The 23,874-nt window shown below is 45.0% G+C and carries 24 protein-coding genes; 6 read left to right on the plus strand and 18 right to left on the minus strand.

Going from position 1 to position 23,874, the window contains the following annotated elements:
• Positions 1-66: 66 nt before the first annotated feature.
• From IPM52_12830 to IPM52_12915, 18 genes are all read right to left on the minus strand, one after another.
• Positions 67-1,824 (minus strand): efflux RND transporter periplasmic adaptor subunit, encoded by a 1,758-nt coding sequence (locus IPM52_12830; GenBank protein ID MBK9292490.1) that lies wholly within the window; start codon positions 1,822-1,824, stop codon positions 67-69.
• 17 nt (positions 1,825-1,841) lie between these two features.
• Complete coding sequence (locus IPM52_12835; GenBank protein MBK9292491.1) at positions 1,842-3,224, minus strand: TolC family protein; 1,383 nt, start codon at positions 3,222-3,224, stop codon at positions 1,842-1,844.
• A 20-nt stretch (positions 3,225-3,244) separates the two neighbouring features.
• Positions 3,245-7,042 carry an efflux RND transporter permease subunit gene (locus IPM52_12840; GenBank protein ID MBK9292492.1) on the minus strand — a complete coding sequence of 1,266 codons (3,798 nt, stop codon included), beginning with the start codon at positions 7,040-7,042 and terminating at the stop codon, positions 3,245-3,247.
• A 3-nt stretch (positions 7,043-7,045) separates the two neighbouring features.
• Entirely contained in the window at positions 7,046-7,285 is a 240-nt protein-coding gene (locus IPM52_12845) for a hypothetical protein (GenBank protein ID MBK9292493.1), read from the minus strand.
• 1 nt (position 7,286) lies between these two features.
• Positions 7,287-7,517 (minus strand): heavy-metal-associated domain-containing protein, encoded by a 231-nt coding sequence (locus tag IPM52_12850; protein ID MBK9292494.1) that lies wholly within the window; start codon positions 7,515-7,517, stop codon positions 7,287-7,289.
• Between the two features lie 102 nt (positions 7,518-7,619).
• The gene (locus tag IPM52_12855; GenBank protein ID MBK9292495.1) at positions 7,620-10,031 is read right to left on the minus strand and encodes a copper-translocating P-type ATPase; all 2,412 of its coding nucleotides are present in this window, start codon (positions 10,029-10,031) and stop codon (positions 7,620-7,622) included.
• A gap of 83 nt (positions 10,032-10,114) precedes the next feature.
• Positions 10,115-10,675 (minus strand): helix-turn-helix transcriptional regulator, encoded by a 561-nt coding sequence (locus tag IPM52_12860; protein ID MBK9292496.1) that lies wholly within the window; start codon positions 10,673-10,675, stop codon positions 10,115-10,117.
• Between the two features lie 641 nt (positions 10,676-11,316).
• Complete coding sequence (locus IPM52_12865; protein ID MBK9292497.1) at positions 11,317-12,165, minus strand: transposase; 849 nt, start codon at positions 12,163-12,165, stop codon at positions 11,317-11,319.
• The gene (locus IPM52_12870) at positions 12,141-12,476 is read right to left on the minus strand and encodes a transposase zinc-binding domain-containing protein (GenBank protein ID MBK9292498.1); all 336 of its coding nucleotides are present in this window, start codon (positions 12,474-12,476) and stop codon (positions 12,141-12,143) included. The genes IPM52_12865 and IPM52_12870 overlap by 25 nt, the downstream gene beginning before the upstream one ends.
• Positions 12,477-12,610: 134 nt before the next feature.
• Positions 12,611-12,772, minus strand: a complete 162-nt coding sequence (locus IPM52_12875; protein MBK9292499.1) for a tyrosine-type recombinase/integrase — start codon at positions 12,770-12,772, stop codon at positions 12,611-12,613.
• A complete protein-coding gene (locus IPM52_12880; GenBank protein MBK9292500.1) occupies positions 12,715-13,023 on the minus strand; it encodes a tyrosine-type recombinase/integrase in 309 nt (102 codons plus the stop codon). Before IPM52_12880 ends, IPM52_12875 begins: the two co-directional genes overlap by 58 nt.
• Positions 13,002-13,337, minus strand: coding sequence for a phage integrase N-terminal SAM-like domain-containing protein (locus tag IPM52_12885; protein MBK9292501.1), 336 nt, complete (start codon positions 13,335-13,337; stop codon positions 13,002-13,004). Before IPM52_12885 ends, IPM52_12880 begins: the two co-directional genes overlap by 22 nt.
• A gap of 107 nt (positions 13,338-13,444) precedes the next feature.
• Positions 13,445-13,693, minus strand: a complete 249-nt coding sequence (locus IPM52_12890) for a tyrosine-type recombinase/integrase (protein MBK9292502.1) — start codon at positions 13,691-13,693, stop codon at positions 13,445-13,447.
• A gap of 451 nt (positions 13,694-14,144) precedes the next feature.
• Complete coding sequence (locus IPM52_12895) at positions 14,145-16,085, minus strand: tetratricopeptide repeat protein (protein ID MBK9292503.1); 1,941 nt, start codon at positions 16,083-16,085, stop codon at positions 14,145-14,147.
• Positions 16,086-16,090: 5 nt separating this feature from the next.
• Positions 16,091-16,543, minus strand: coding sequence for a cyclic pyranopterin monophosphate synthase MoaC (gene moaC / locus IPM52_12900; protein ID MBK9292504.1), 453 nt, complete (start codon positions 16,541-16,543; stop codon positions 16,091-16,093).
• 765 nt (positions 16,544-17,308) lie between these two features.
• On the minus strand, positions 17,309-18,109 hold the full coding sequence (locus IPM52_12905; GenBank protein MBK9292505.1) for a GTP 3',8-cyclase MoaA: 801 nt from the start codon (positions 18,107-18,109) through the stop codon (positions 17,309-17,311).
• On the minus strand, positions 18,093-19,271 hold the full coding sequence (locus tag IPM52_12910) for a molybdopterin molybdotransferase MoeA (protein ID MBK9292506.1): 1,179 nt from the start codon (positions 19,269-19,271) through the stop codon (positions 18,093-18,095). Before IPM52_12910 ends, IPM52_12905 begins: the two co-directional genes overlap by 17 nt.
• A 42-nt stretch (positions 19,272-19,313) precedes the next feature.
• Entirely contained in the window at positions 19,314-19,700 is a 387-nt protein-coding gene (locus IPM52_12915; protein ID MBK9292507.1) for a hypothetical protein, read from the minus strand.
• A gap of 77 nt (positions 19,701-19,777) precedes the next feature.
• On the opposite strand from IPM52_12915, the gene IPM52_12920 reads away from it, so the two are divergent.
• The 6 genes from IPM52_12920 (at position 19,778) to IPM52_12945 (ending at position 23,823) form a co-directional block, all read left to right on the plus strand.
• Positions 19,778-20,719 carry a molybdenum cofactor synthesis protein gene (locus IPM52_12920; GenBank protein ID MBK9292508.1) on the plus strand — a complete coding sequence of 314 codons (942 nt, stop codon included), beginning with the start codon at positions 19,778-19,780 and terminating at the stop codon, positions 20,717-20,719.
• Between the two features lie 70 nt (positions 20,720-20,789).
• Positions 20,790-21,083: a septum formation initiator family protein gene (locus IPM52_12925; GenBank protein MBK9292509.1), complete on the plus strand. Its 294-nt coding sequence runs from the start codon at positions 20,790-20,792 to the stop codon at positions 21,081-21,083.
• Positions 21,084-21,189: 106 nt separating this feature from the next.
• Positions 21,190-21,405 (plus strand): hypothetical protein, encoded by a 216-nt coding sequence (locus tag IPM52_12930; protein ID MBK9292510.1) that lies wholly within the window; start codon positions 21,190-21,192, stop codon positions 21,403-21,405.
• Positions 21,402-22,319, plus strand: coding sequence for an ABC transporter ATP-binding protein (locus tag IPM52_12935; protein ID MBK9292511.1), 918 nt, complete (start codon positions 21,402-21,404; stop codon positions 22,317-22,319). The genes IPM52_12930 and IPM52_12935 overlap by 4 nt, the downstream gene beginning before the upstream one ends.
• Positions 22,316-23,155, plus strand: a complete 840-nt coding sequence (locus tag IPM52_12940; GenBank protein MBK9292512.1) for an ABC transporter permease subunit — start codon at positions 22,316-22,318, stop codon at positions 23,153-23,155. Before IPM52_12935 ends, IPM52_12940 begins: the two co-directional genes overlap by 4 nt.
• A complete protein-coding gene (locus IPM52_12945; GenBank protein ID MBK9292513.1) occupies positions 23,152-23,823 on the plus strand; it encodes a hypothetical protein in 672 nt (223 codons plus the stop codon). Before IPM52_12940 ends, IPM52_12945 begins: the two co-directional genes overlap by 4 nt.
• The last annotated feature ends 51 nt before the right edge of the window (positions 23,824-23,874 follow it).

Genomic DNA, 23,874 nt, shown 5'->3' on the forward strand with positions numbered 1-23,874 from the left:
TTGACAAAGCTTTGGTCTGCGCTTGGGCTTGTGCGGCTTTGGCAATGTGCTTGCAAATAGGCAGGCTTAGTGTTGATGTCCTTGTGGCTGATTTGTTTTAGTTCCTTGCTTACTTTGTGTTCTTATTTTCTTTTTCACTTCTCCACATCTTAGCATTTTATCACCAAAGTATGGATTATTGATTTCTTCTTTTTCACTTAACCAAAATGCACCTTTGTCGTCTAATGCCATAGGGCAATATGCTACATAGACAGTCTCAATTTTCAGCCCGAATGTTTCTGCGATTTCAATCATTTGGTTTGAAAGGTCAGAGAATATTTCTCTTTGTTTTTCTATGTCTTTAGCGATTTGCAAAAGTCCTATGTGTTTTTTTAGATTTGAAAACTGCTCCATCCAAGCATTGTGTGCTTCTTCATCAAGCAACTTCATATCAATTTTATTCAAACTGGTTTCCAACTTTTTGGCGTTAGATTGTGTCAGTTTAAAGTCACTACGAACTAAACTCTTATTGAGTTCTAAATATTGGTAAACAAAATCTGTTAGTTGTTCGGTAAACTTGTCAGGAACGGCAATAGTATTATCTACCGCCCGATTCATCATACTGTAATTGCCATTGAGTTGGGCTGCTCCGTCAATAGCAAATACTCCATTGGTAACGATTTCTTCGCCTTCAGTCAATCCATTTTCAACAATGTAATAATCACCCAAAGATGATCCGATTGTTATTTCTCTCATTTCAAATGATGGAAATTCCGAATTTGGAACTTTTATATAGACAATAGAGCGTTTACCTGTCCATAGTAAAGCTGTTTTTGGGATTACCAATGATTTTTCAGAAAGAGATAGGTTTGCTTTGATTTTTCCCTTTACAAACATTTCAGGTTTTAGAAGTTGTTGAGGGTTGTTTAATTCCGCTCTGACTGCTGCGGTTCTTGATTGTGGATTGATTAATGGGTCTATAAAAGATATGTTTGTCATAAATTCTTTTCCGGGAAGCGATGCAACTGTCAATGTGATTTTCTGACCAACTTTTATAAATGCCAAATCACTTTCATACGCATCCAATAAAATCCATACATTGCTCAAATCAGCGATTTCAAATAAAACACTTCCTTTATTTACAAAGTCGCCTTTTGAAATATCTCTTCTGACTACTATTCCTGATTGGTCGGCATACACATCAAATTCTGTTTGCACTATGCCACTGCTTTCTATTTGATTTATTTGTGATTCAGTAATTTTCCATAAACGGAGTTTTTCTTTTGATGCGTTGTAAAGTGCGGTATTAACTTCTTTGAACTTTGCAGCTTCGATTAACTCTTTTTGTGCCGTAACAAGTTCAGGTGAATAGATGGTCGCCAGTTTTTGTCCTTTGTTTACCGCTTGCCCTGTAAAGTCTATAAATAATTTTTCAATTCTGCCGGAATAATTAGCCGTGATTACAGCTATTTTTTGTTCATTAATGGCGATTTTACCAGTTAAGTAAACTTCGTGTTCTGCTGAAACTGTTTTTACTTTTTGGGTTTGCACATTTGCCAAAGCGATTGCTTCGGCACTCATTGTAAACACAAATGGGTTGCTTTCACTATTGCCTGAATTTTGAGTAACGGGGATTAAATCCATTCCGCAAAGCGGACATTTCCCCGGCTCATTCTGCCTGATTTGTGGGTGCATAGAACAAGTGAAAGTTGTTTCTTCACTATGTTCGTGACTATGATTCGATTCAGTACTGTTATCCGATTTAAAAATTAACCACCCTAAAAATAATCCGATAATCAGCACCAGACTGAGTTGCAATATTCTATTATTTAGTATTTGTTTCATCTTATTTAATTTTTGTTTTAACGCCCCATCAATCTTTCCATCATTGCAACGGCAATGTTTCCATCAATAAGTGCGTCCAAGTATTTTAATCGGTAATCCAAAAGTTGCTGTTGCATTCTCAGCACTTCTTCAAAATTACTGCCTTCGGTTGAATATTGCACAATCAAAATATTTAATGCTTGATTTGCTATTGAGGTCTGTTCTTGATACAGTTTTACCCTGCGGTTAGCATCTTTAAAATCTTTCAAGGCATCTTCATAATTCACCATCAATTGATTGCTTACGTCCTGTTTTTGTTCAACAATAGCTTGACGCATAAAGTCAGACTCACGAACGGAGGCAGTATATTTCTTTCGCCATAATGGGATAGTTACAGTTGCCATTGGCATCAACATATTTCGTCCGTTCATCATACTTTCGCTATTGACTCTCGGCTGAAATATTTCGTATTGCAATCCAACACCAATCATTGGCAAGCCCATTTTTTGATTCATTTTACCTTGGGCAATGAATGCTTGTTCATCTTGCTCCAACATTTTTAGCATTGGATTATTGTTTTTAATGCTGTCGGGGATTTCATTGAGTGCAACCGGAATAGTTGCTGCCATAATTGAATCAGAAAATATAACGAGTTCATTCCTTTCTCGATTTAGCAACTGATTGAAACGTGCTAAAAGTGGAATTTTACTATCTTGCAACAAAGCAAGATTATTTTGTAGTTCGTTGATTTCCATTTGAACACGCAATACATCTATCATACTACCGCTACTACTCATATTTCCCATTTCATTCATTGGGGGCATATTTCGGGTAGGAGAATTTGGTGATGATGATTGTCCTTGCATATTCATTCCACCCATTCCGCTGTTCGAATTATTGTTGTTTGCATTGTTAGAACTTCTCATATTTCCTGAACCTCCGGAATTGTTGCTGCTTTGTCCACCGCTCTTGAATCGGGTAAGAGCGATTTGCTCCATTGTTTTTAGCAATTCAATATTTTCTTTAGTAATGGCAATTTCTTTTTCCAATAATTGCAATGCATACCAATTCGCCCGAACTTCATAAAAAAGCATTGATTTAGCTTCATTGAATTCTTCAAATTTTGCCTTTGCCATAAATGTCATTTCATTTTTGGCTGCTCCTAATGTTCCAAACCAAGGAAACATTTGCATCAGGGAAATTGAGCCTATTTGGTTCCCCATATACCTTTCCATTGGCATAATGAAGAAACTAAAACCCAATTGCGGGTCAGGAAGCGAGCCAACTTGAGGTACCCGCTCCAAGGCTGCCTGATATTGAAAATATTTTGATTTCAAATTCGGGTTGTTTTCAGCAGCAATCAATAAATAGTCATTCAATGTTTGTCCAAAGGCATTACTTGAATAAACAATGATTAGCAATATGTATATTATTCGACATTTCATTTTGTAGCTCTTTTTATTTTATATTCTTCTCGTGCAGCATACAAAACAGGCACAACAAATAGTGTAATTAAAGCCACTGCCATTCCGCCAAAGGCGGGTATTGCCATTGGTATCATAATATCAGCACCACGACCGGAAGACGTAAGAATAGGTAACAACGCCAAAAGGGTAGTGGCTGTAGTCATTAAACACGGTCTTACTCGTTTTAATCCAGCATCTAAAACAGCTTTTCTTATTTCGGATATGTTTTCAGGTTTATGTTTTTTGAAACTTTGCATCAGATAAGTTGAAATTACTACACCGTCATCAGTTGCTATTCCGAACAATGCAATAAAACCGACCCAAACCGCAACACTTAAATTGTATGTTTTCATTTGAAACAATTCTCGCAAATTGGTTCCGAAAAGTGAAAAGTCCATAAATGAATCAATGCCATATAACCAAAGCATCACAAAACCACCTGCAAATGACAGAGCAATTGCCGAAAAAATCATAAACGAAGTTGTTGCAGAACGGAATTGAAAATAGAGAATCAGGAAAATCACAGCCAAAACCAAAGGCACTACTATAGCTAATCGCTTTTCTGCTCTTACTTGATTTTCATAGCTTCCCGAAAACTGATAACTCACACCCGATGGCACTCTCAATTCACCCGAGGCAATTTTGTCTTTCAGGAAATTGTCGGCATCTTCCACTACTGTTACTTCTGAAAAACCATCTTTTTTATCCAAAAGAACATATCCAACCAAAAAAGTGTTTTCACCCCGAATCATCATAGGACCGGGACGATATTCAATTACAGCCAATTCGCCAAGTGGAATTTGTTGTCCTGTGGGTGTTGGGATTAAAACCTTTTTCATCACTTCGGGATTGTCCCGCCATTCTCTTGCATATCTTGCACGGATGTTATAACGCTCTCTTCCTTCAACGGTCGTTGTTAACGGCATTCCGCCCAAAGCCACTTCTAAATACATTTGAACATCAGCTATATTCAAGCCATAACGGGCAATTGCTTTGCGGTCAATATCAATTTCTAAATAGGGTTTTCCCAAGCTTCGGTCTGCATAAACGGCTTCGGGTTTAACCGATGGGACTTGCTTCAGCAATTGTTCAATCTCTAAACTAAAGTCTTCGATACTCTTTAAATCAGGACCAAAAACCTTTATTCCCATTGGTGCTCTCATTCCGGTTTGAAGCATTACCAAACGGGTTTCAATGGGTTGTAGCTTTGGGGCCGATGTTACTCCGGGAATATCATTTGTAGCATTGACAATTTCATTCCAAATATCATCAGGGGTTTTAATATGGTCACGCCATTGTCGGAAATATTGACCGTTTTTGTCTTTTATTAATTCGCCTTTTTCATCTTTTACAAATTGACCGTCTTTATCCACTTTAAACCTTATCGGATAGCCATTTTCATCGTTGATGTATTCGGTTTTATAAAGAATGATATTTTCAAACATTGAAACAGGAGCTGGGTCTAAAGCGCTTTCTACACGCCCCGCTTTTCCTACAACCATTTCTACTTCGGGTATTGATTGAACTCGCATATCCAACTGCTGAACATTTTTGATATTGGCTTCTACGCCCGAATGTGGCATTGATGTAGGCATCAACAAAAAAGAGCCTTCATCCAATGCAGGCATAAATTCTTTTTCCAATCCCGGAAAGGTGTGTGATAAGGAACTCCAAACCGAAGTGGCGCGAATGTTCCATCCTGCCTTTTCGGTCATTTTAGGAATGAAACCAAAAACTTTATCAAAGCCCAACCAAATATTTACGCCTAGCAGAATGATGAGGACAGGTAGAAGCAAAAATTTCTTTTTATTGTCCAAGCACCAGTTTAATATGACTGGATAATATTTGATAAACAATTGAAAACCACCTAAAACCAATCCAAGTATTAAAGCAATAAAAATGAAATTCAGCAGTAAACTATTTGACACCCCCAAAGGCATCCATTCCGTTGCTAATAGCCAAGAAACAGCGATGGCTACAATAGCAATTGTAAACGAATTGTGATGCTTTGTAAATAGATTGTTGAGATTTGGAGAAGGTAGTTTCTGTTGTTCTCCCAAATTTGCCAGTAGATTATTTACTCCTAAAAGTAACATCACTGTTCCTGCCCAAACAGACCACCATAAAACGAAAATACCAAACACAATAAGAAGTAAGTTCAATGCTAATCGATACAACTTTCGTGATGTTTTGAGTGAAAACAACCAATGGGCAAAAGCCGGCATCATAAACAGAGTAATAATTAAAGCCGCTACCAATGCAAAGGTTTTGGTATAAGCCAATGGGCCAAATAGTTTACCTTCGGCAGCTTGCAAAGTAAATACAGGAAGGAAACTCACAATGGTAGTGGAAACGGCTGTGAGAATTGCAGAAGAAACTTCTGTTGATGCGTTGTAAACGGTTGTCAATAAAGGCTGTTCAGGAGGTGCTTCATCTTTGTGTCGTAAAATATTCTCACTAAGAATTATTCCTAAATCGACCATTGTTCCAATGGCAATAGCAATTCCTGAAAGTGCTACAATATTGGCATCCACATTGAAATACTTCATCATTATGAAACACATCAAAACAGCAAGCGGTAAAAGTGCCGAAATCATTAAAGATGCCCGTAAGTGAAACACCATAATGATGATTACAATGATGGTAATCAGGATTTGTAAACTGATAGCTTCATTGAGCGTTCCGAGCGTTTCGTAAATCAATTCGGTTCGGTCGTAAAACGGCACAATGGTAACTTTTGAAACCGTGCCATCTTCCAGAGTTTTAGAAGGTAATCCCGGACTTATTTCACTGATTTTGTCTTTGACGTTCTGAATAGTTTTCAAAGGATTGTCGCCATAACGGGCAATCACCACACCACCCACGGCTTCTACACCGCCTTTATCCAAAAAACCACTATGTCCGCGAGGAGCAGGACCGATGTTTACTTTGGCAATATCTTTAATTCGAATAGGAATATTATTGGTTACTTTTACAACCGCTTGTTCAATCTCATTCAGGTTTTTGACATATCCCAAGCCACGAACATAGTATTCCACCAAGTTCATTTCAACGGTATTTGCACCAATGTCAAGATTACTATTTCTAATGGCTTCCATTACCATCATCATACTCACATCGTGGGCTTTCATTGCTACAGGGTCAAGGTCAACTTGGTATTCCTTTACAAAACCACCAATAGATGCTACCTCCGAAACACCATCGGAAGACATTAACCCGAGTTTTACATAATAATCCTGAATGCTTCTCAATTCGTGGGCATCCCATCCACCCGCTGGTTTGCCGTTTTCGTCTCTACCTTCTAAAGTATACCAATATACCTGTCCCAGTGCAGTGGCATCAGGACCTAAAGTAGGAGAAACCCCTTCGGGTAGCATATTGGAAGAAAGCGAATTGAGTTTTTCTAATACCCGTGTTCTGCTCCAGTAATATTCTACATCTTCATTAAAAATAATGGCAATGAAAGATAAACCGAACATTGAAGTGCTTCGCACAGAAGTTACTCCCGGTAAACCTAACAGTGCCGTAGTAAGCGGATAGGTAATTTGGTCTTCTACATCCTGCGGACTTCTGCCCATCCATTCAGTAAAAACAATCTGTTGATTTTCGCCAATGTCGGGAATGGCATCCACCGGAACAGGATCTCTCGGTAGAAAATCCACATTCCAGTTAAACGGAGCAGTTACAATGCCCCAACCCACAAAAAGCACCAGCAATAGTGCTGTTACTAATTTGTTTTCAAGGAAAAATTTTATGAGGGCATTGAGTTTCATTTACTAATGATTATGGTGTTTATGATCTTCTTCTTCAGTAACAAGTTCTAAGTCCATTTTACAAATAGGGCAAGTGCCTTCTTCTTTATACATTTTATCCCCTTCGCATTTCATCGGACATTGGTACACTGCTGTTTCAACTTGTTCGGTTGAATCTTCATTTGTTTGCTCATTACTACTGTTTCCGCAGGAAGCGAAAAGAATACTGGTAAAAAGAATGGTTGTTGTGATTACTGTTTTCATATTATTCTGATTTTAATGTTTCAATTTTAAACCCCGCATCCTGCACCTTCTGTATCACTTCTTCTTCGGTAATACCTTCTGAATGCACAGAAAGAATTTTGTCTCTATTGGTTGTATCCACTTCCCAATGGCAAATACCATCTGCATCGTTGAGAAATGGTGTAACCTTAGCCACACATCCACCGCAGTTGATATTGGTTTTGAATTTGAGTGTTTTATTGTTTGTATTCATTGTTAAATTTTTCAAAGTTAAACATTATTGATGCAAATATCTTAATACCATCTACTTTCATTATTACTTCTTTTTTGAATTGTTTTGTAAGATTTACTGTCTCTACTTTTTATATTTCAATCTCAAACTATTACTAACTACACTTACGCTACTCAGAGCCATAGCTGCACCTGCCAACATTGGGTTGAGTAAAAAGCCGTTAATCGGGTATAAAATACCTGCCGCAATCGGAATACCTATCAAATTGTAAATAAACGCCCAGAACAAGTTTTGTTTGATGGTGCTCACTGTGGATTTAGATAAGCGAATTGCTTCAGGTATTTTTGCAAGGTCAGACGATATGATGGTCATTTTTGCTACATCCATTGCAATATCGCTGCCTTTACCCATTGCAATACTTACATCAGCTTGTGCTAAGGCAGTGCTGTCGTTGATACCATCGCCAACCATTGCCACTACTTTACCTTTGGCTTGCAATTCTTTTACATAGTCGGCTTTTTGTTCGGGTAACACTTCGGCTTTGAAATGTTTAATTCCAACTTTTTCAGAAACTGCTTTGGCGGTGGTTTGATTGTCTCCGGTAAGCATATACACTTCAATACCTGATTGTTGCAGTTCCTGAATGGCTTTTTGCGAAGTAGCTTTCACTTGGTCGGCAATGGCTAATACTGCTACTACTTCTTGTGAATTGGCAAACCAAATCACTGTTTTGGCTTCTTTGCCCCACTGATGGGCTTTTTCTGAAATTGGCTTATCAATAGAGATTTTATTTTCTTCAACGAGTCTTCTGTTTCCAATAAAATAGGTTTCACCATTGGCTTGAGCTTTTGCCCCTTTACCTGTTATGCTTTCAAAACCTGAAATTGTGAACAAACTCTGTTGATTTAGATGAGTAACCACAGCTTCTGCCAACGGGTGTTCAGATTGTTTCTCAATGCTGTAAAGAATTTGTTTCAGTTCAGCGTTTTCGTCTGCCCAAAAATCATTCGTTACGATTGGTCTCCCTACTGTAATAGTTCCTGTTTTATCGAGTATTACTGCATTTACTTTTTTAGCCAATTCCAAACTTTCGGCATCTTTAATGAGTATTCCTTTTTCCGCTCCTTTGCCTACTCCTACCATTATTGCAGTTGGAGTTGCTAAACCTAAGGCACAGGGACAAGCAATGACCAATACTGTTATCAATGCCAATAAACCTTGTGTAAAAGCATTGTCTCCGCCAAATACATTCCAAACAATAAATGCAGCAATGGCAATCAGAATCACTATTGGCACAAATATTCCGGCAATCTTGTCAACTAACTTCTGAACTGGAGCTTTGCTGCCCTGAGCATCTTGCACCATTTTGATGATTTGAGCAAGCATTGTTTCGCTACCTACTTTATCTGCTCTGAAATGGAAACTGCCTTTTTGGTTAATTGTTCCGGCAAAGACTTTGTCATCTTCATTCTTTAAAACAGGAACAGGCTCACCGCTCAACATACTTTCGTCCACGTATGAATTTCCATTTACCACTGTTCCGTCCACGGCAATTTTTTCTCCGGGCTTTACCAAAAGCGTGTTTCCAATAGCAACTTGCTCAATAGGGATTTGCATTTGATGCCCGCCATCGTGAACAATAGTAACAGTCTTAGGCTGTAAGCCCATCAGTTTTTTAATGGCTGATGAAGTGTTGCCTTTGGCTTTTTCTTCTAAAAGTTTACCCAATAAAATAAAAGCGATAATAACCGCAGCCGCTTCAAAATACACGTGTGCGTGTAAGCCCCTTTCGTGCCAAAAATGGGGAAACAATGTGTTGAATACGCTGAAAACATAGGCAACTCCGGTGCTTAATGCTACCAAGGTGTCCATATTAGCAGAACGATGTTTGGCTTGTTTCCACGCATTGATGTAAAAATCTCTGCCCAACCATAAAATAACAGGTGTGCTGAAAACCCACATTATTTCGTTGGCATAAGGTATATTCATAAAGAACATACCAATGATGACAACTGGCGTTGAAAGCGCCAAAGCCCAGTAAGTCTTCTTTTTGAGTTTGATGAATTTTTCTTTCTGAATATTTTCTACGGTTTCATCATTTGAAGCAGATTCATCAATCAATAAATCATAGCCAATACTTTGTACTGCACTGCGTAAACTTTCGGTTTGAACAATTCCGGGGATAAATTCAATGGAAACCTTAGCATTGGCATAATTCACACTTGCATCAATTACACCTTGTTGGGCTTTCAACATACTTTCAACACTTACAGCACAGGATGCACAGGTCATTTGCAATACAGGAAATGATTTCTTAACCGTAGTTACATCATAACCCAAATCACGAATGGTTTTAACGGCTTCTGAAACTGTTTCTTGATTGGTAGTTTGAATAACAGCCCTTTTGTTGTTGAGTTCGACCCGATGAGATGAAACTCCCTTAATTTGGGCAATCCCTTTGTCCACTATTAAGGCACAATGTTCGCTTTCAACTCCTTCAAGTGGTATCAGTATTTCATTATTATTTGTTGCCATACCTTTTGATATTATTTACTCTGCAAAGGTCGCAACGCTTTTGGCGACTCGTGTTACACGATTTTTGAAAAGAGTTACATCATTTACACTTCGTCTAATGGTTTGCGTTTGTCAATTTTGATATTCTTAAAATGGCTTGGAGTAAGCCCTGTTACTTTTTTAAACTGATTGCTCAAATGTGCTACGCTTGAGTAGTTAAGTTGAAAAGCAATCTCACTCAGTGATAACTCATCATAAACCAACAACTCTTTTACTTTTTCAATTTTTTGTGCAATGAAATACTTCTCAATGGTTGTGCCTTCAACTTCAGAGAACAGATTTGATAAATAGGTATAATCGTGATGCAATTTGCCACTTAATAAGTCTGATAAATTCGCCTTTAATTCGCTGTTTTGGTGATGCACCAATTCAATAATTAATGATTTTATTTGTCCAATAAGTCTGCTTTTCTTGTCGTCAATCAACTCAAAGCCGAATGTCTGTAAGTGATTATTGATAGTTTCTTTTTCAGCATCATTAATTTCTCTGCCCAGTTCAACTTCACCTAAAGTCAAGTGGGTTGGTTTGAAGCCAATTCGTTCCAATTCGTTTTTTACTACCAATATGCAGCGATTACAAACCATATTTTTGATATAGATTTTCATAGGATTATCTGTCTTTAGTGTGTTGGTAAAAAACGGCTCTTTGGCTTTTGCCTGAAGGGTTGGCATTTGCGGTTGGGGCAAAAGCCAATGTGCCGTTTGCGGGTTGGCATAAAATTGAATTGAAAAAAATGTGCGGTGGGGAAAATAAAAAATACAGAAGGGTCGGTCCCGATAGCTTTCGGGATCGGCTTACTCGTTGTCCGATTTTTATATAGTTTCTATGTCTATGTTCACCTGCCAAAATGGTTTACATTTTTTCTTGTTTTTAGTCCGTTGTTTCTGTCAGGGTCGTTGTCTTTTACACTTGCACCCAACGATAAGCATTTTATTCATCGTTTCCCTGCAAATATAATCCAAAGGGGAGAGAAGTCAAGTACTTGCTGTGGGTTAAACAGAAAAACGTGGGAAATGATGAATAAAATGAAGTTGGACTAAGCCGCCTGGCTATGGGTTTTCTATGAATGCTTTTTTCGGCCTGGCTGTTTCGGGGTTACTTTAATTTGACTTTTTTCTTTTTCATAGATGTAAAGGATTGATAATCTTGGATTTTTTTTGTAGTCAGGGCATAGCAATCCCATGATGGCTGATGAGCCATTGAGATGATGGAAATTTGTCAATGAACGAAATGGGTAAATGCTTATCTATCCGGGTTTCAACATACCGGCAACCTCAGCAGGTACAGGTTTCATGATTCCGGTTTTACATTTTGGGCAGAGCAAGGTGTCATTACCTGTGATGTTGCGCCATACTTCCAAAGCCGTTAATCCCACAAGCGCCGGCAGGAAAGTAGCTTTATCAATAAGCTCAATACACCTGGCAAGCTTTTCTTTCATGTTGCACATGGCCATAAATCCGAAATACCTGATTTTATAGAATCCCTCTGGCAACACATGTTGCATAAAGCGGCGGATGAACTCATTTACATCAAGCGAGATTATTTTTCTCATACTTGCTGCCTTATAATCTTTGTAAGAGAAACTGACTTTTTCATTTTCACACTGTATCAGTCTTTGATTTGAGATAGCAACCCTATGGGTGTAATTGCCCAGGTATTGAATCAGGCTGTGTGGGCCTGAAAAGGGTTTTTCGCAGTACACCACCCAGTTTTTGCTGTAGCATTGGGTTTTCAATGATTTAAAATCCTCAGTTGTATCCGGTAAACGAATCTGGCTGTTAGCAATGCCATGTTCAATGAGCCTGCAAAGTATGCCACGGAATACCTGGCTAAGGGCTTTTACCGGGAGGAAGAACTTTTTACCCGATGCTTTCCATTCCATTTGATCCTCTGAAAGCCCTCCTGCCGGGACAATCATGTGTATGTGCGGATGGTACACCAGTGTTTGTCCCCAGGTATGCAAGATGGCTACCGCCCCGGCTTGTGCACCCAGAAACGCGGGGTTCAGGGCACACTGCAACAGGGCTTGTCCGGCAGCCTTGAAAAGTAAAGCGTATGCACTTTTCTGATTCAGGAAAAGAGCTGGTGCAAACAACGTGGGATCGTAAAAACCACATGAAAATGTTTTACCGGCGGCAGGTTGGCTGCCAGTTTATCAACCCATTGCACTTTCTTAACAAACTGGCACTTGGGGCAATTGCGGTTACGGCAAGAGTTGTATGATGGACGCTGGTAGCCACAACTATCGCAGCGGTCAATGTGTCCGCCAAGTGCAGCGGTGCGGCAGCGGATGATGGCATCGAAAGCTTTTTGCTGTTGGGGGCAAAGCTGGTGATGTTGCAGGAATGATTTGGCATGGCTGCTGAAAATATCTGCAAGCTCAATGCGCTGGCGAGTATTTTGCATCGGATTCAAACCTTACACATTCATGGAATCCAATGGAGAAACAACGCTGGCGGGGTTGATGGTTACCAGGTGAAGATACCCTGCAGTGGTTTTCAGTGAAGTGTGCCCGAGAAATTGCTGGATCAGCCGGAGGTTTACGCCTTTTCGAGCAAATGGGTAGCAAAGCAGTGCCTGAGGGTGTGAAAGGAGATTTGTTTCTTAATGCCAGCTTTCAGGGCCGATTTCTTAACAATAGTGTTCAGGGTCTGATCTGCCAGGGGCTTTCCTTTTTTTCCGCGGACTTCAAAAGATAGCATGAAGGCCTTTCGCACTTATAATAATGCCTTAAGATCTCGAGGGTTTTTGTTGCCAGGATTGTGTAGCGGTCTTTCTTTCCTTTGCCCTGAACCACATGCACCTGCATACGTGCCGAATCAATGGCTGAAGGCTTTATCAATTGTACTTCCTCACGCCTGAGGCCGGAAGAGTATGCCAGCATCAAAATGGCACGGTGTTTAATGTTTTGTGTAACAGCGATCAGTTTTTCTATTTCGGCAAGCGATAACACAACCGGAAGCTTTTGGTGCGCCGTGGGCGTTTTATTTTTATGTCCTCCCAGTTGTGTTTAAGTACATCGGTTTGCAAGATCTTAAAAGCGCTGATGTACTGGTTAACGCAGGATGTGGAAATACCTTCCTGCGTGATACGCCGGTGAAGATAATCTTTGAATTGATTTGTTGTAATTTTGTCAATAGGCAGATGAAAGAAGTTTTCTACCTTTGACATCAGCTCGCCATAAGTATGTATGGTTCTTGGGCTGTAATTTCTGAGTTGCATCTCACGGAGAAGCCGCTCAACAAGTTGAGAATGATTCTTTTTCATTTTGGTAAGTTTTAAAGTTTGCACCCTAAAATTACCAGAATTTTACCGCCTCCGAAAGGGGGCGGTTTAGTTCAACTCGTTTATAGGTCTGCCAAAATCATCCTTATTCACTGCAAAATGGGTGTATAGGTCTGACAAATGTCAGGTTTTATTTCATTCATTCTTGGTCGTTGTTTTAATAATTCATCAAAGGGTGACTTGATTTTAGTTAAACATTTTTCGGTAACGTGGGTGTAAATTTCCGTTGTTTTGCTGCTTTTATGCCCAAGCAATTCCTGGATATACCTGAGGTCAGTTCCCCCTTCCGGCAAATCAGAACCATCCGATGGCATCAACCGGTTCAAACCACGTTTCATAACTACCTTTCTGGTATGGTTGATTGCTACATTTGTTACTGCCATGGCATATGGTTTTGGTGGTGCATTGGCTCAACCTTCCTGTTGATGCGTATTTTCGCATTTTCTGGTCTGGCTTTTGCCGTGCCGGTGCTACCTGTTTGCTGCCCCACAGATTCGCTTCGGTTTCGTGCCGCTAACTGATTGGCCGGCAAGTTTCAAACCTACAAAAAATCTTTTCATTGTCAAGTGTTTACGAAAAAATAATGATAGTAGTATAAGTCATTGGCCTTTAGCATGTTGATACTCCTGCCGTGTTATTTCCAGAGGTAACTTGTAAGTTAATTGGTCGGTTGGGCTGAGATGGTAATCAACTTGTGGGCAGATCAGCTAAAATTCACGGATTACATTTCTCACTTAAAGGTACGCTTCGCCGCCAGTTTACGGAAAAATGTGTGCCGACAAGGGTTGGTCAGGGCTTCGCACAGTAACGTCTGATCAGGGGGTAGGCCTGCACTATGCCTTGTTCTCCGGCTTTCGAAAGGTCGTGGCAAGCCAGTCGGGTTTCCGACAGGTAGAGCAGCACCAGTGCGCGGTTGAACCAGCTTTCCCCCAGCCCGGGTTGCACGGCCAGTGCATTGCTGAAGGCATCGATGGAAGGGTGATATTGCTTGTCGAGCAGGAGCATATAACCCAGGTTGTGGTGTGCGGCTGCCGGGCTTCCGGATGCTGTGGTGAGTGTGCTGAGGGTGGCGATGGCCAGGTCGAGGTTGGGCTTTGGAGCAGCGGGACGAGGACTCGGCGCAGCGCCTGCGCTTGCGATGGTGAGTTCGTAAGTATGCGGGGCATCGGCTTTTATCAGTTCGCTTAAGCACATGGCTGCTGAGAGGTTGATCCGGGCAGCGCGGTACAACACCGACTCGTGTCCGATGGAAGAAAAGCCGTTGATGGCATGGTGGTAATTTCCTTTCTGCAGTTCGTGCGATGCTTGTATGAAAGCATAAAGGTCGGCTTCGTTGCCTGCAAGAGGCAATGGATCAGCCATTGCAGTGGCCGCATCAGCTTCATTACTGGGCACAAATCCGAAAACCAGTTGCTGATCAAAACTCAGGTCAATTGCTGCGCTGAATTCGTCGCGCAGGAGCCTGGTCTCCTGTCCGCGTGGCCTGGCCGATACGATAAAAAGCCCGAAGGGCGCCACATCCGGTGGTGCAAACTGTGGCCTGCCGGCCAGGCCCGGGCCGGCAAACTCCGATTGTAGCCGCATGATTTTGTTGAACCAGAGCGAGTCGTTTCGGAACGGGCTGTCCGGAAGATCAGGCAAGCTCTGTTCGTCGAGCAGGCGAGCCGCCGTTTCCCTGTCGTCCGATGCACCTTTCTGGTTTCCAAGCGTTTTTCGGGCATCAGCACGGTTGAGCCAGGCAGCCACAAAACCCGGAAACAGGATGATGGCACGGCTGAAGTCGTCTTCTGCTTCGCGAAAAGCGTTGATTTTCATGTGTGCCACACCTTTGTTGAACCAACTGAGGATGTGGGCTGGCTGCCGGTTTAAGACTTCTTCGAAAAGTTCGATGGCACGCTTGTAATCTTTTAACTGACTGTAGATGAGTGCCCTGTTGTAGGTGGCAAGGTTGTTGGCTGGTTCGAGCGTATTCACTTTCTCCAGCGAGATCAGAGCGGCTGTGGTGTCGCCGATTTCGAGCTGCACAAGTGCCTGCTGAAAGAAAACTATGGGTTCATCGGGATGAATTCGGGCCAGTGTGGCAAATTCGTCGAGGGCTTCTGCCTTTCGTCCGGTCTCGGCTTTGAGCAAGGCAAGCCTGAGCCGGGCATCGAGCGAAAAAGTGTTGTAATGCACGGCCTGTTCGAGGTCGGCAAGGGCTTCGTCGGATTTTCCCATGGCCTGGTTGGCCATACCTTTTTTTGTCCAGGCTTCTGCATTGCGTGGCTGGATGGTGAGGGCCATGCTGTATTCGGCCAGGGCTTCCTGTGCGCGGTTGAGGTGCAACAAGGCATCACCCAGGGCTATGCGAAGTCCGGCATCGTAAGGATCGAGCTCCAGGGCCTTGCCGAAGTCCTGCATGGCGTCGAAGTAGTTGGCCAGCCGGATGCGGGTAAGACCGCGATAGTGGTACGACCTGATGTGCAAGGGGTGAAGCTGCAGGGCCTGACCAAAATCGCTTTCGGCGCCGGCAAAGTCGCCCAGGCTGTATTTTGCCACGCCGCGCAAAAACCAGGGTTCAAAGCGGTCGGGACGAACACCAATGGCGGTATTGAGGCTGCGCAATGCGTCCACATAACGCTCTTCGCTGAGTTCGAAACGGGCCTGCTGAATAAAAGCACGATGGTTCACCTGAGCCGGCATGAGCACGGGAATCAGCATCAGGATCACCATTACAAATGTAGCGCGCATCCGGCTTAAGCCCTGGATTTGGTTTTGTAAACCAGGCGTATGTTGCTCATCTCCATGTGTTTATCCACTGCCTTGCACATGTCGTAGATGGTCAGCAGGGCCACATTCACCGCGGTGAGTGCTTCCATTTCGACGCCTGTTGGCCCGGTGCAGCGGGCTTCGGAGGTCACCTTCACGCCCTGGCTGGTTGTCTCGGTTTTCACTGAGATATGGCTCAGCTGAAGCGGATGGCAAAGCGGGATGAGCTGCCAGGTGAGTTTTGCTGCCTGAATGCCAGCTATCTCGGCCACGGTGAGCACGTCGCCTTTTTTCATCTGGTTCTGGCTGATCAGTTCGAGGGTTTGCGGGCTCAGGCTGATAAACCCTTCGGCCGATGCCGCACGCTCCACCGCAGGCTTGGCGCTCACATCCACCATGCTGGCCTTGCCTTTTTCGTCGGTATGTGTCAGTTTAGCCATTTGGTAAAATTCCTTTGGTATATAAAGCAACAAATGAAAATTTATTGCTGAACAATATTAGATGAAGTTTTTCATTCAGGTTGGGGGTTTTTCAACATGGAAGAGCGATCTGGTAAAATTGCATCTGTCACCGGAGGAAGATTCCGGTTATCGGCTTTCAACATTTTTTTATTCTGCCTGGTGGTTGGGCGATGTTTCGCACCTGCGGTTATATTAACGTGTCGCCCCTACGGGGCTATTGGCGTGTCGCCCCGCTGGGGCTATTGACGTGCCGCCCCGCTGGGGCTATTGACGTGCCGCCCCAAACGGGGCTATTGACGTGTCGCCCCTAACGGGGCTATTGACGTGTCGCCCCAAACGGGGCTATTGACGTGTCGCCCCTACGGGGCTATTGACGTGTCGCCCCGCTGGGGCTATTGACGTGCCGCCCCGCTGGGGCTATTGACGTGTCGCCCCAAACGGGGCTATTGGCGTGTCGCCCCTAACGGGGCTATTGACGTGTCGCCCCTAACGGGGCTATTGACGTGTCGCCCCTAACGGGGCTATTGACGTGTCGCCCCTAACGGGGCTATTGACGTGTCGCCCCTACGGGGCTATTGACGTGTCGCCCCTAACGGGGCTATTGACGTGTCGCCCCTACGGGGCTATTGACGTGTCGCCCCGCTGGGGCTATTGGCGTGTCGCCCCGCTGGGGCTATTGACTGGATGGTTTGTTGTGTGCAATGTAGTTAAATTATTGGGATGAAAGGGTTAGCAACTGATGTTTTATCCGCCGATGTTGCTGAACTGGTTTTTGTGGTTTGCCGAGCCGCAGGCCGGTTTGTTGGTTATGGCTGCCAGCCAGGCCTGTTCGATGCCCAGGGTACGGACGTTGTAGGCAAGGTCGCTGAACAGGCAGGGTTTGAGGTCGCCATTGGCAGTGAGGCGCATGCGGTTGCAGCTGGCACAATGGCCGCCATCGCCACCTATCACCTGCGAAAACTGACCTGTTTCGAGGTTCATCTCTTTGATGTAGCGAAGCTGCAGGCCTTCCTGCCTGCAAAACTCCCTCACGCCGGCTGCATCGGGTTCGTCCGGACTTTTTTTGATCACACAATTAATTTTGATAGGTTCGAGGCCGGCCTGCCTTGCGGCCCGGATTCCCCGAAACACATCTTCCACGTCTCCAACACGTGTAATTTCGCGAAACCTTTGCGGGTCCACGCTGTCGAGGCTGATGTTTACACGCTGTAGTCCCGCGGCTTTTAGTTCGGCTGCAAAACGCCCGAGCAACACCCCATTGGTGGTCATGGTCAGCTCGCTGATGCCTGGCACGCCGGCAAGCATGGCCACAAGCTGCACGATGTTTTTCCGCACCAGGGGTTCACCTCCTGTGATGCGGATTTTGTTCACGCCATGGGCTGCGGCATGACGCACCACGGCTTCAATTTCCTCAAAGGTCAGGACGGCACTGTGCGGCAAAGGGTCGATGCCACAAGCCGGCATGCAGTAGGTGCACCGGAGGTTGCATCGGTCGGTGACCGAGACCCGCAGATAGGTGATTTTCCGGTTAAAAGAGTCGAACATCAGTGGGTTCTCCAGCTTTAATTTCTTTGACACCAGCCGGGATGCTCATCAGGCCGTCGGCATCGGTCATGGCGTTGATGTGTGCAGAGCCATGGTACTCCAGCGGCACCACCTCGCCCAACGCATTCAGCTTCACCGGCACAAACAGCTGGCGTTCGCTGTTCTTCCTGAAAAAATCAACCGAAAGTTTTAGTCTTACAACCGGAAGCGCGTAATCGTGCCCCATGAGGTGATAAAGGAATGGCACCCCCAGCAAGCGAAAGATGTTGTGCGACGATACCGGATTGCCCGGCAAAGCCAGGATGAACTGGTTTTTGTCCGACGAGGCAAAGACGGTGGGCCTTCCCGGCTGCACGGCCAGTGATTTGAAACTAATCCGAAAACCCATCCGGTGCAGTACTTTGGGCACATAGTCGTAATCGCCCATCGAGATGCCGCCGCTGAGCAGCAGGACGTCGGCCTGTTGCAATGCGTCTGCCATCATGTGCCAGGTTTCCTCTTCACGGTCGGGGATGATGCCCCCAAAAATTGGTTCGAGATGCATCTGACGAAGAAGTGCAAGCAGCTGGCTGCTATTGGCATCGCGTATCTGACCTTTTGCTGGAAATTTGTCCGGACTTACCAGCTCGTCGCCTGTGGAAAATACGCATACCAGCGGGCGTTTTGCTACACTGAGTTTGGTGGCACCAGCGCCTGCCGCCACAGCCAGATGCGCCGGTTTCATTAAGGTGCCTTTTTTCAGCACCACTTGGCCCCGGCTGATGTCTTCGGCTTTGCGGGCAATGTTGCTTTTTTTGGGCATGGAATGCACCACCACCCGGCCATTATTGTCCGTCGAGGTGTCTTCAACCATCACCACGCAATCGGCCCCATCGGGCACTGCCGCCCCGGTCATAATTTTGGTGCACTGTCCTTCTCCAACCGTTTTGACGGGCACTTGCCCTGCTGCCACAACTTCTATCAGCTCCAGCGGAAGCTGCAAATCCGCTTTGCGGCAGGCATAGCCATCCACCGAGGCTTTATCGAAGGGCGGCATGTCCATATCGCTGCGCACATCTTCGGCAAGCACCCGTCCGAGCGCCTGGTTTAGTGCGATTTCTTCTTTTTCCGGATTGTAAGGAAGCGATTTGAGCAAAGCAAGGGCCTGATCGAGCGACAGCATATTTTTTTTTTCGCAAATTTAGCTGTTGCCGACCAAATGGCCTTAGCTCAGGATGCTTTCGAAGGTTTCGGGATCGAGGCTGAAGCCCAAAATTGCCAGAATAATGAGCATGACCAGGACAGCCAGCATCGAGAATATGACCACTATTCCGTTGATGATGAAATAGTTGCCGATGTTCATCAGGGATTCCTGCAAGGCATATCGGTCGCCATAAGCTGTGGCAGATTTTGCCTTGCTGGCAGCCCTGTTCAGAAGGTAACCCATCCAGAAAGGCAGCCATGCAATGAGCAGTCCCACCAGGGATAATGCCAAAAATACACCATAGGCCATCAACACGATGCCCAGAAATTTTATCCAGCCAGCATTGCGCGACAGGCTGAAACTGATTTCCCTTACGAGGTTTTGTTCAGTTAAATTATTGTTTTCCATGTTGTTAAGTTGATTGTTGCCGGTTAGTTCATTCACTCGAACCAAATTAGGTAATTTCGCAGGAGAGAAAGGCGCTTATGGAAAATAAAAATGCTGGTCTTGTTGTTTCGGTGAACATTTCGGAGGCCAAGGGTACGGTAAAACGGCCTGTGGATCTCATCCGGCTGAATGCCAGGGGTGTGGAAGGCGACGCACATGCCGGAAGCTGGCACAGGATGGTCAGCCTGCTGGGGGTGGAGAGCTATGAGAAGTTTAGTGCTGAGGCCGGCCGCAGTTTCAGTTTTGGCGACTTTGCCGAGAACATCACCACCGGCGGCTTGCTGCTTTACCAGATGGCGCCGCTCGACCGCCTGATTTTTGATGAAGCCGAGCTTGAGGTCACCCAGATCGGTAAGAAGTGTCACGGCAAGGGTTGTGCCATTTTCAACGAGGTGGGCAACTGCGTCATGCCCAAAGAAGGCATTTTTGCGCGTGTCATCAGGGAAGGGCTGGTGCGGCCCGGCGAAAGCTTTCGTTACGCGCCCAAAGTATTCAGGGCAATGGTCATCACCTTATCCGACAGGGCCAGCCGCGGTGAGTACGACGACCTGAGCGGAAAGGAGATTGTGGAGCTGCTGTCTGGTTTTCTGACAAGCGCTGGCTGGAAATCCGACATTTGCAGGGAGGTCATACCCGACGATGCTGACCGGCTTGCACAGCTGCTGGATGAAGCTAAAAATCAGCATATTGATCTCGTGTTTACCACCGGCGGCACTGGCATCGGCCCGCGGGACATCAGTCCTGATGTAGCCCGCAAATTCATCGACAAGGAAATTCCCGGCATCATGGAACATATCCGCTGGAAATACGGGCAGGAAAAACCGCAGGCATTGTCGAGCCGGAGCATATGCGGCACCATGGATCAGACCCTTGTGTTTGTGTTGCCAGGAAGTGTCAGGGCAGTCAAGGAGTATATGGGCGAAATTCTCAGGTCGCTCAAACATCTGATATTCATGTTGAAAGGTATTGATATTCATTAACAGGAGCCTGTGGAATAATTTTGTTTCTGCAGGAATTTTATGGCATGATAAGATGTAGTTTCGCCTCGCTATGATAAAAGAAATCATTCAGCACCTTACGCGCTTCAAATATTTGTACACCCTGGCAGTTTTTGTGGTGTGGATGATTTTTTTCGATCAGAACAGGTTGGAGCATAGCCTGCGGTTGCAGCGCAATTACAACGCACTGATCCGGCAGAAGCAATATTACCTGCACGAAATCAGGTCGAATCAGGAGGAGTTGCGCAGTCTGCAATACGATACGGCCTACATGGAAAAGGTAGCCAGGGAGAAGTACCTGATGAAACGTCCGAACGAGCGGATTTATGTGATGGCCCGGGACTGAAGGGCGCTTTATTTCTTTTTTGTTAATTATTCTCAAAACATCATTTTGCGGCCCGTGGTTTGCAACTAAAGTGCATGTTTCAGTGTTCTTAGGAAAAAGTTAACACATGCGCTTAATACTCGAAAATCTCATCCGTAAAATCCGCAACCGTCGCAAGCCGGGTGCTGCTGGTGCAAGGGTTCGTTATAAGTTTAACACGCCCGGATTCAGCAATTTTCATTTATTGCCTTACAAGAGCAAACGCCCGCCGCTGAATATTTTCAGGCCGCACTGGACCGGAAGCTTCAGGCCGCAGACCAGGATACAGCGTCTGGCCAGATGAGCTCAGGCAAACCCGAAACGGTGGTCGCCTTGCGCAACCTGAGCAAGGCTTTTGGCAGCATCAAGGCGGTAGACGACCTCAGCCTGAGCATATATCGTGGCGATATTTACGGTTTTCTCGGCCCGAACGGCTCCGGAAAAAGCACAACCATTCGCATGATGCTCAGCCTCATCCGTCCGGATGTGGGTGAGGTTTTGCTATTTGGTAGCCGGCTCACCGATCGCCATCGTGCAGTGTTGCATAAGGTGGGTGCCCTGATTGAGCGGCCTGATTTTTACAACTACCTCTCAGCGATTAAAAACCTGGAGATCCTGGCGGGATATTCCGGCATCAGGCCAGGCCGCAGCCAACTGATGCAATTGCTCGAACTGGTGGGCTTATCGGACAGGGCAAACAGCAAAGTGCGCACCTTCAGCCAGGGGATGAAGCAGAGGTTGGGCATTGCGCAGGCTTTGCTGCACGATCCGGAGCTTATCATCCTCGACGAACCGGTTAATGGCCTCGACCCTCAGGGCATTCGCGATATGCGTGAGCTTATTCTGCGACTCAATAGTGAAAAGGGCAAAACCCTCGTGATCTCTTCGCACATTCTGCGCGAGATGGAGCTGGTTGCCAATCGCATGGTTGTCATCAGCAAAGGCAAGGTAGTGGCCGAAGGAGAAGTGCAGTCGCTTATCCGGCAGGCCAACCGCACCCTTAGCCTGCTCACTGACCAACCGGCGCAAACCCTCCGACTTCTGCAGGATCGGTACAAAGGAACTGCTGTTGTGCTGCTGCCCAACGGTGAAATTGAACTTGAGGTGGCTCCGGAGGAAGTGCCGGCCATAAGCAGGCTGATCGTTGCCCACAACATCAGCCTCTATAGCCTGGCCCAACGCAATAGTCTGGAAGATTATTTTTTACAGGTAACATGATGCTCCGACTCATCAGGCTGGAATTCAGCAAGCTATTTCGTCGCGGACTCACCTACATCGGGTTTGGGGCCATTCTGATCATCGTGCTCATTATCCATGTGGGCATGTATGCCGAAGGCCGCAAACTGCTCGATCTTTTGGTGAAGAACCTTTCGGACGTGTTTACTTTTCAGGGCGAACTGATCAATGTGTACACCGTCAGCTATGTCATCCTCAACAGTTTGTGGATACATATTCCCATTCTGGTGGCCATCGTATCAGGCGACATGCTCTCCGGTGAGGCCGGACGTGGCACCTTCCGCCTGCTGCTCACAAGGCCCATTAGCCGCCTGGGTCTGGTCACGGCCAAATACATCACGGCCCAAATTTATGTGGCCATGCTGGTCATCTTTCTGATGGCGATGAGCCTGGGTATCGGAAGATTGTTCTACGAACCTGGCGATATGATTGTCCTGCTCAACACCATCAATATCTTCAGCGAGAACGATGTGATGTGGCGGTTTGCCGCCGCCTTTGCTTATGGCATCCTGAGCATGTGGGTGGTTTCCGGACTTGCATTTTTGTTTTCGGGCATCTCAACCAGCTCGCTCAGCTCTGTATTGGGTACGATGGCTGTTATCATTGTGTTTTCGATCATCTCCAACTTCAGCATAGGTATTTTTGAGCTTATCAAACCTTACCTTTTTACCACCTATCTCAACGGCTGGATGTTGTTTTTTGATGAGCCGGTCGACTGGAATAAAATCTCCTTCTACGCCTTTGTGATGATATTGCACATTACTGCATTCTTCATAGCTACATTGCTTATTTTCCGAAAAAAGGATATCACCTCATGAAACGAAGCATACTGTTTGTCCTGTTTCTTGGATTTGCAGCTGCCACAACGGTAACTGCCCAGCCCGATGCCAACGCCATTGTTCAGGAGATCTTACGCAGGGGAAAGCTGGTCAATTCTTTCGAAGCAGATGTGACCATCGACGTGGATGTCGATTTCATTAAAATACCTGTGAAACAGGGCAAGGTGTTTTACAAGGCTCCGGATAAGTTCAGGTTTCGGGCGCCGGGTTTTGCATTGATCCCCAAACGCGGGTTGAATTTCTCGGTGATGGAGATGCTATCGGGCAGTACCACAGCTATCTATGCCGGCGATGATGCGCAAAATCACATCCTCAAGATCGTGCCCCTCGACGATAAAGCCGATTTTGTGCTGAGCACGTTTTGGGTGGACAAAAAAAATACCCGGATTTCGAGGATGGAGGTCAATACCAAGGGCAAAGGAAATTTTCTGGTCGAGTTTACCTACGGCCGTTTGAGCTACGACTTGCCCGAGACCTCAACTGTAAGTTTCGACCTGCAACCGGTAGATATTCCCATGAATTTTGCAGGAAATTTCAAAATCGATCAGTCCAAAGCCAAAGACCGCAGCCAGGGGCGGGTTGTCATCCGATACAGCAATTACCGTGTCAACGGGAGCATTCCAGAGACGGTTTTCCTTGAAGATTGATTTGTGTCAATCAAACAATCACATTGTAAATTAACGTCATAACGAATAAAA

It is taken from the genome of Bacteroidota bacterium (assembly GCA_016715945.1).
GTDB lineage: Bacteria > Bacteroidota > Bacteroidia > Bacteroidales > F082 > JALNZU01.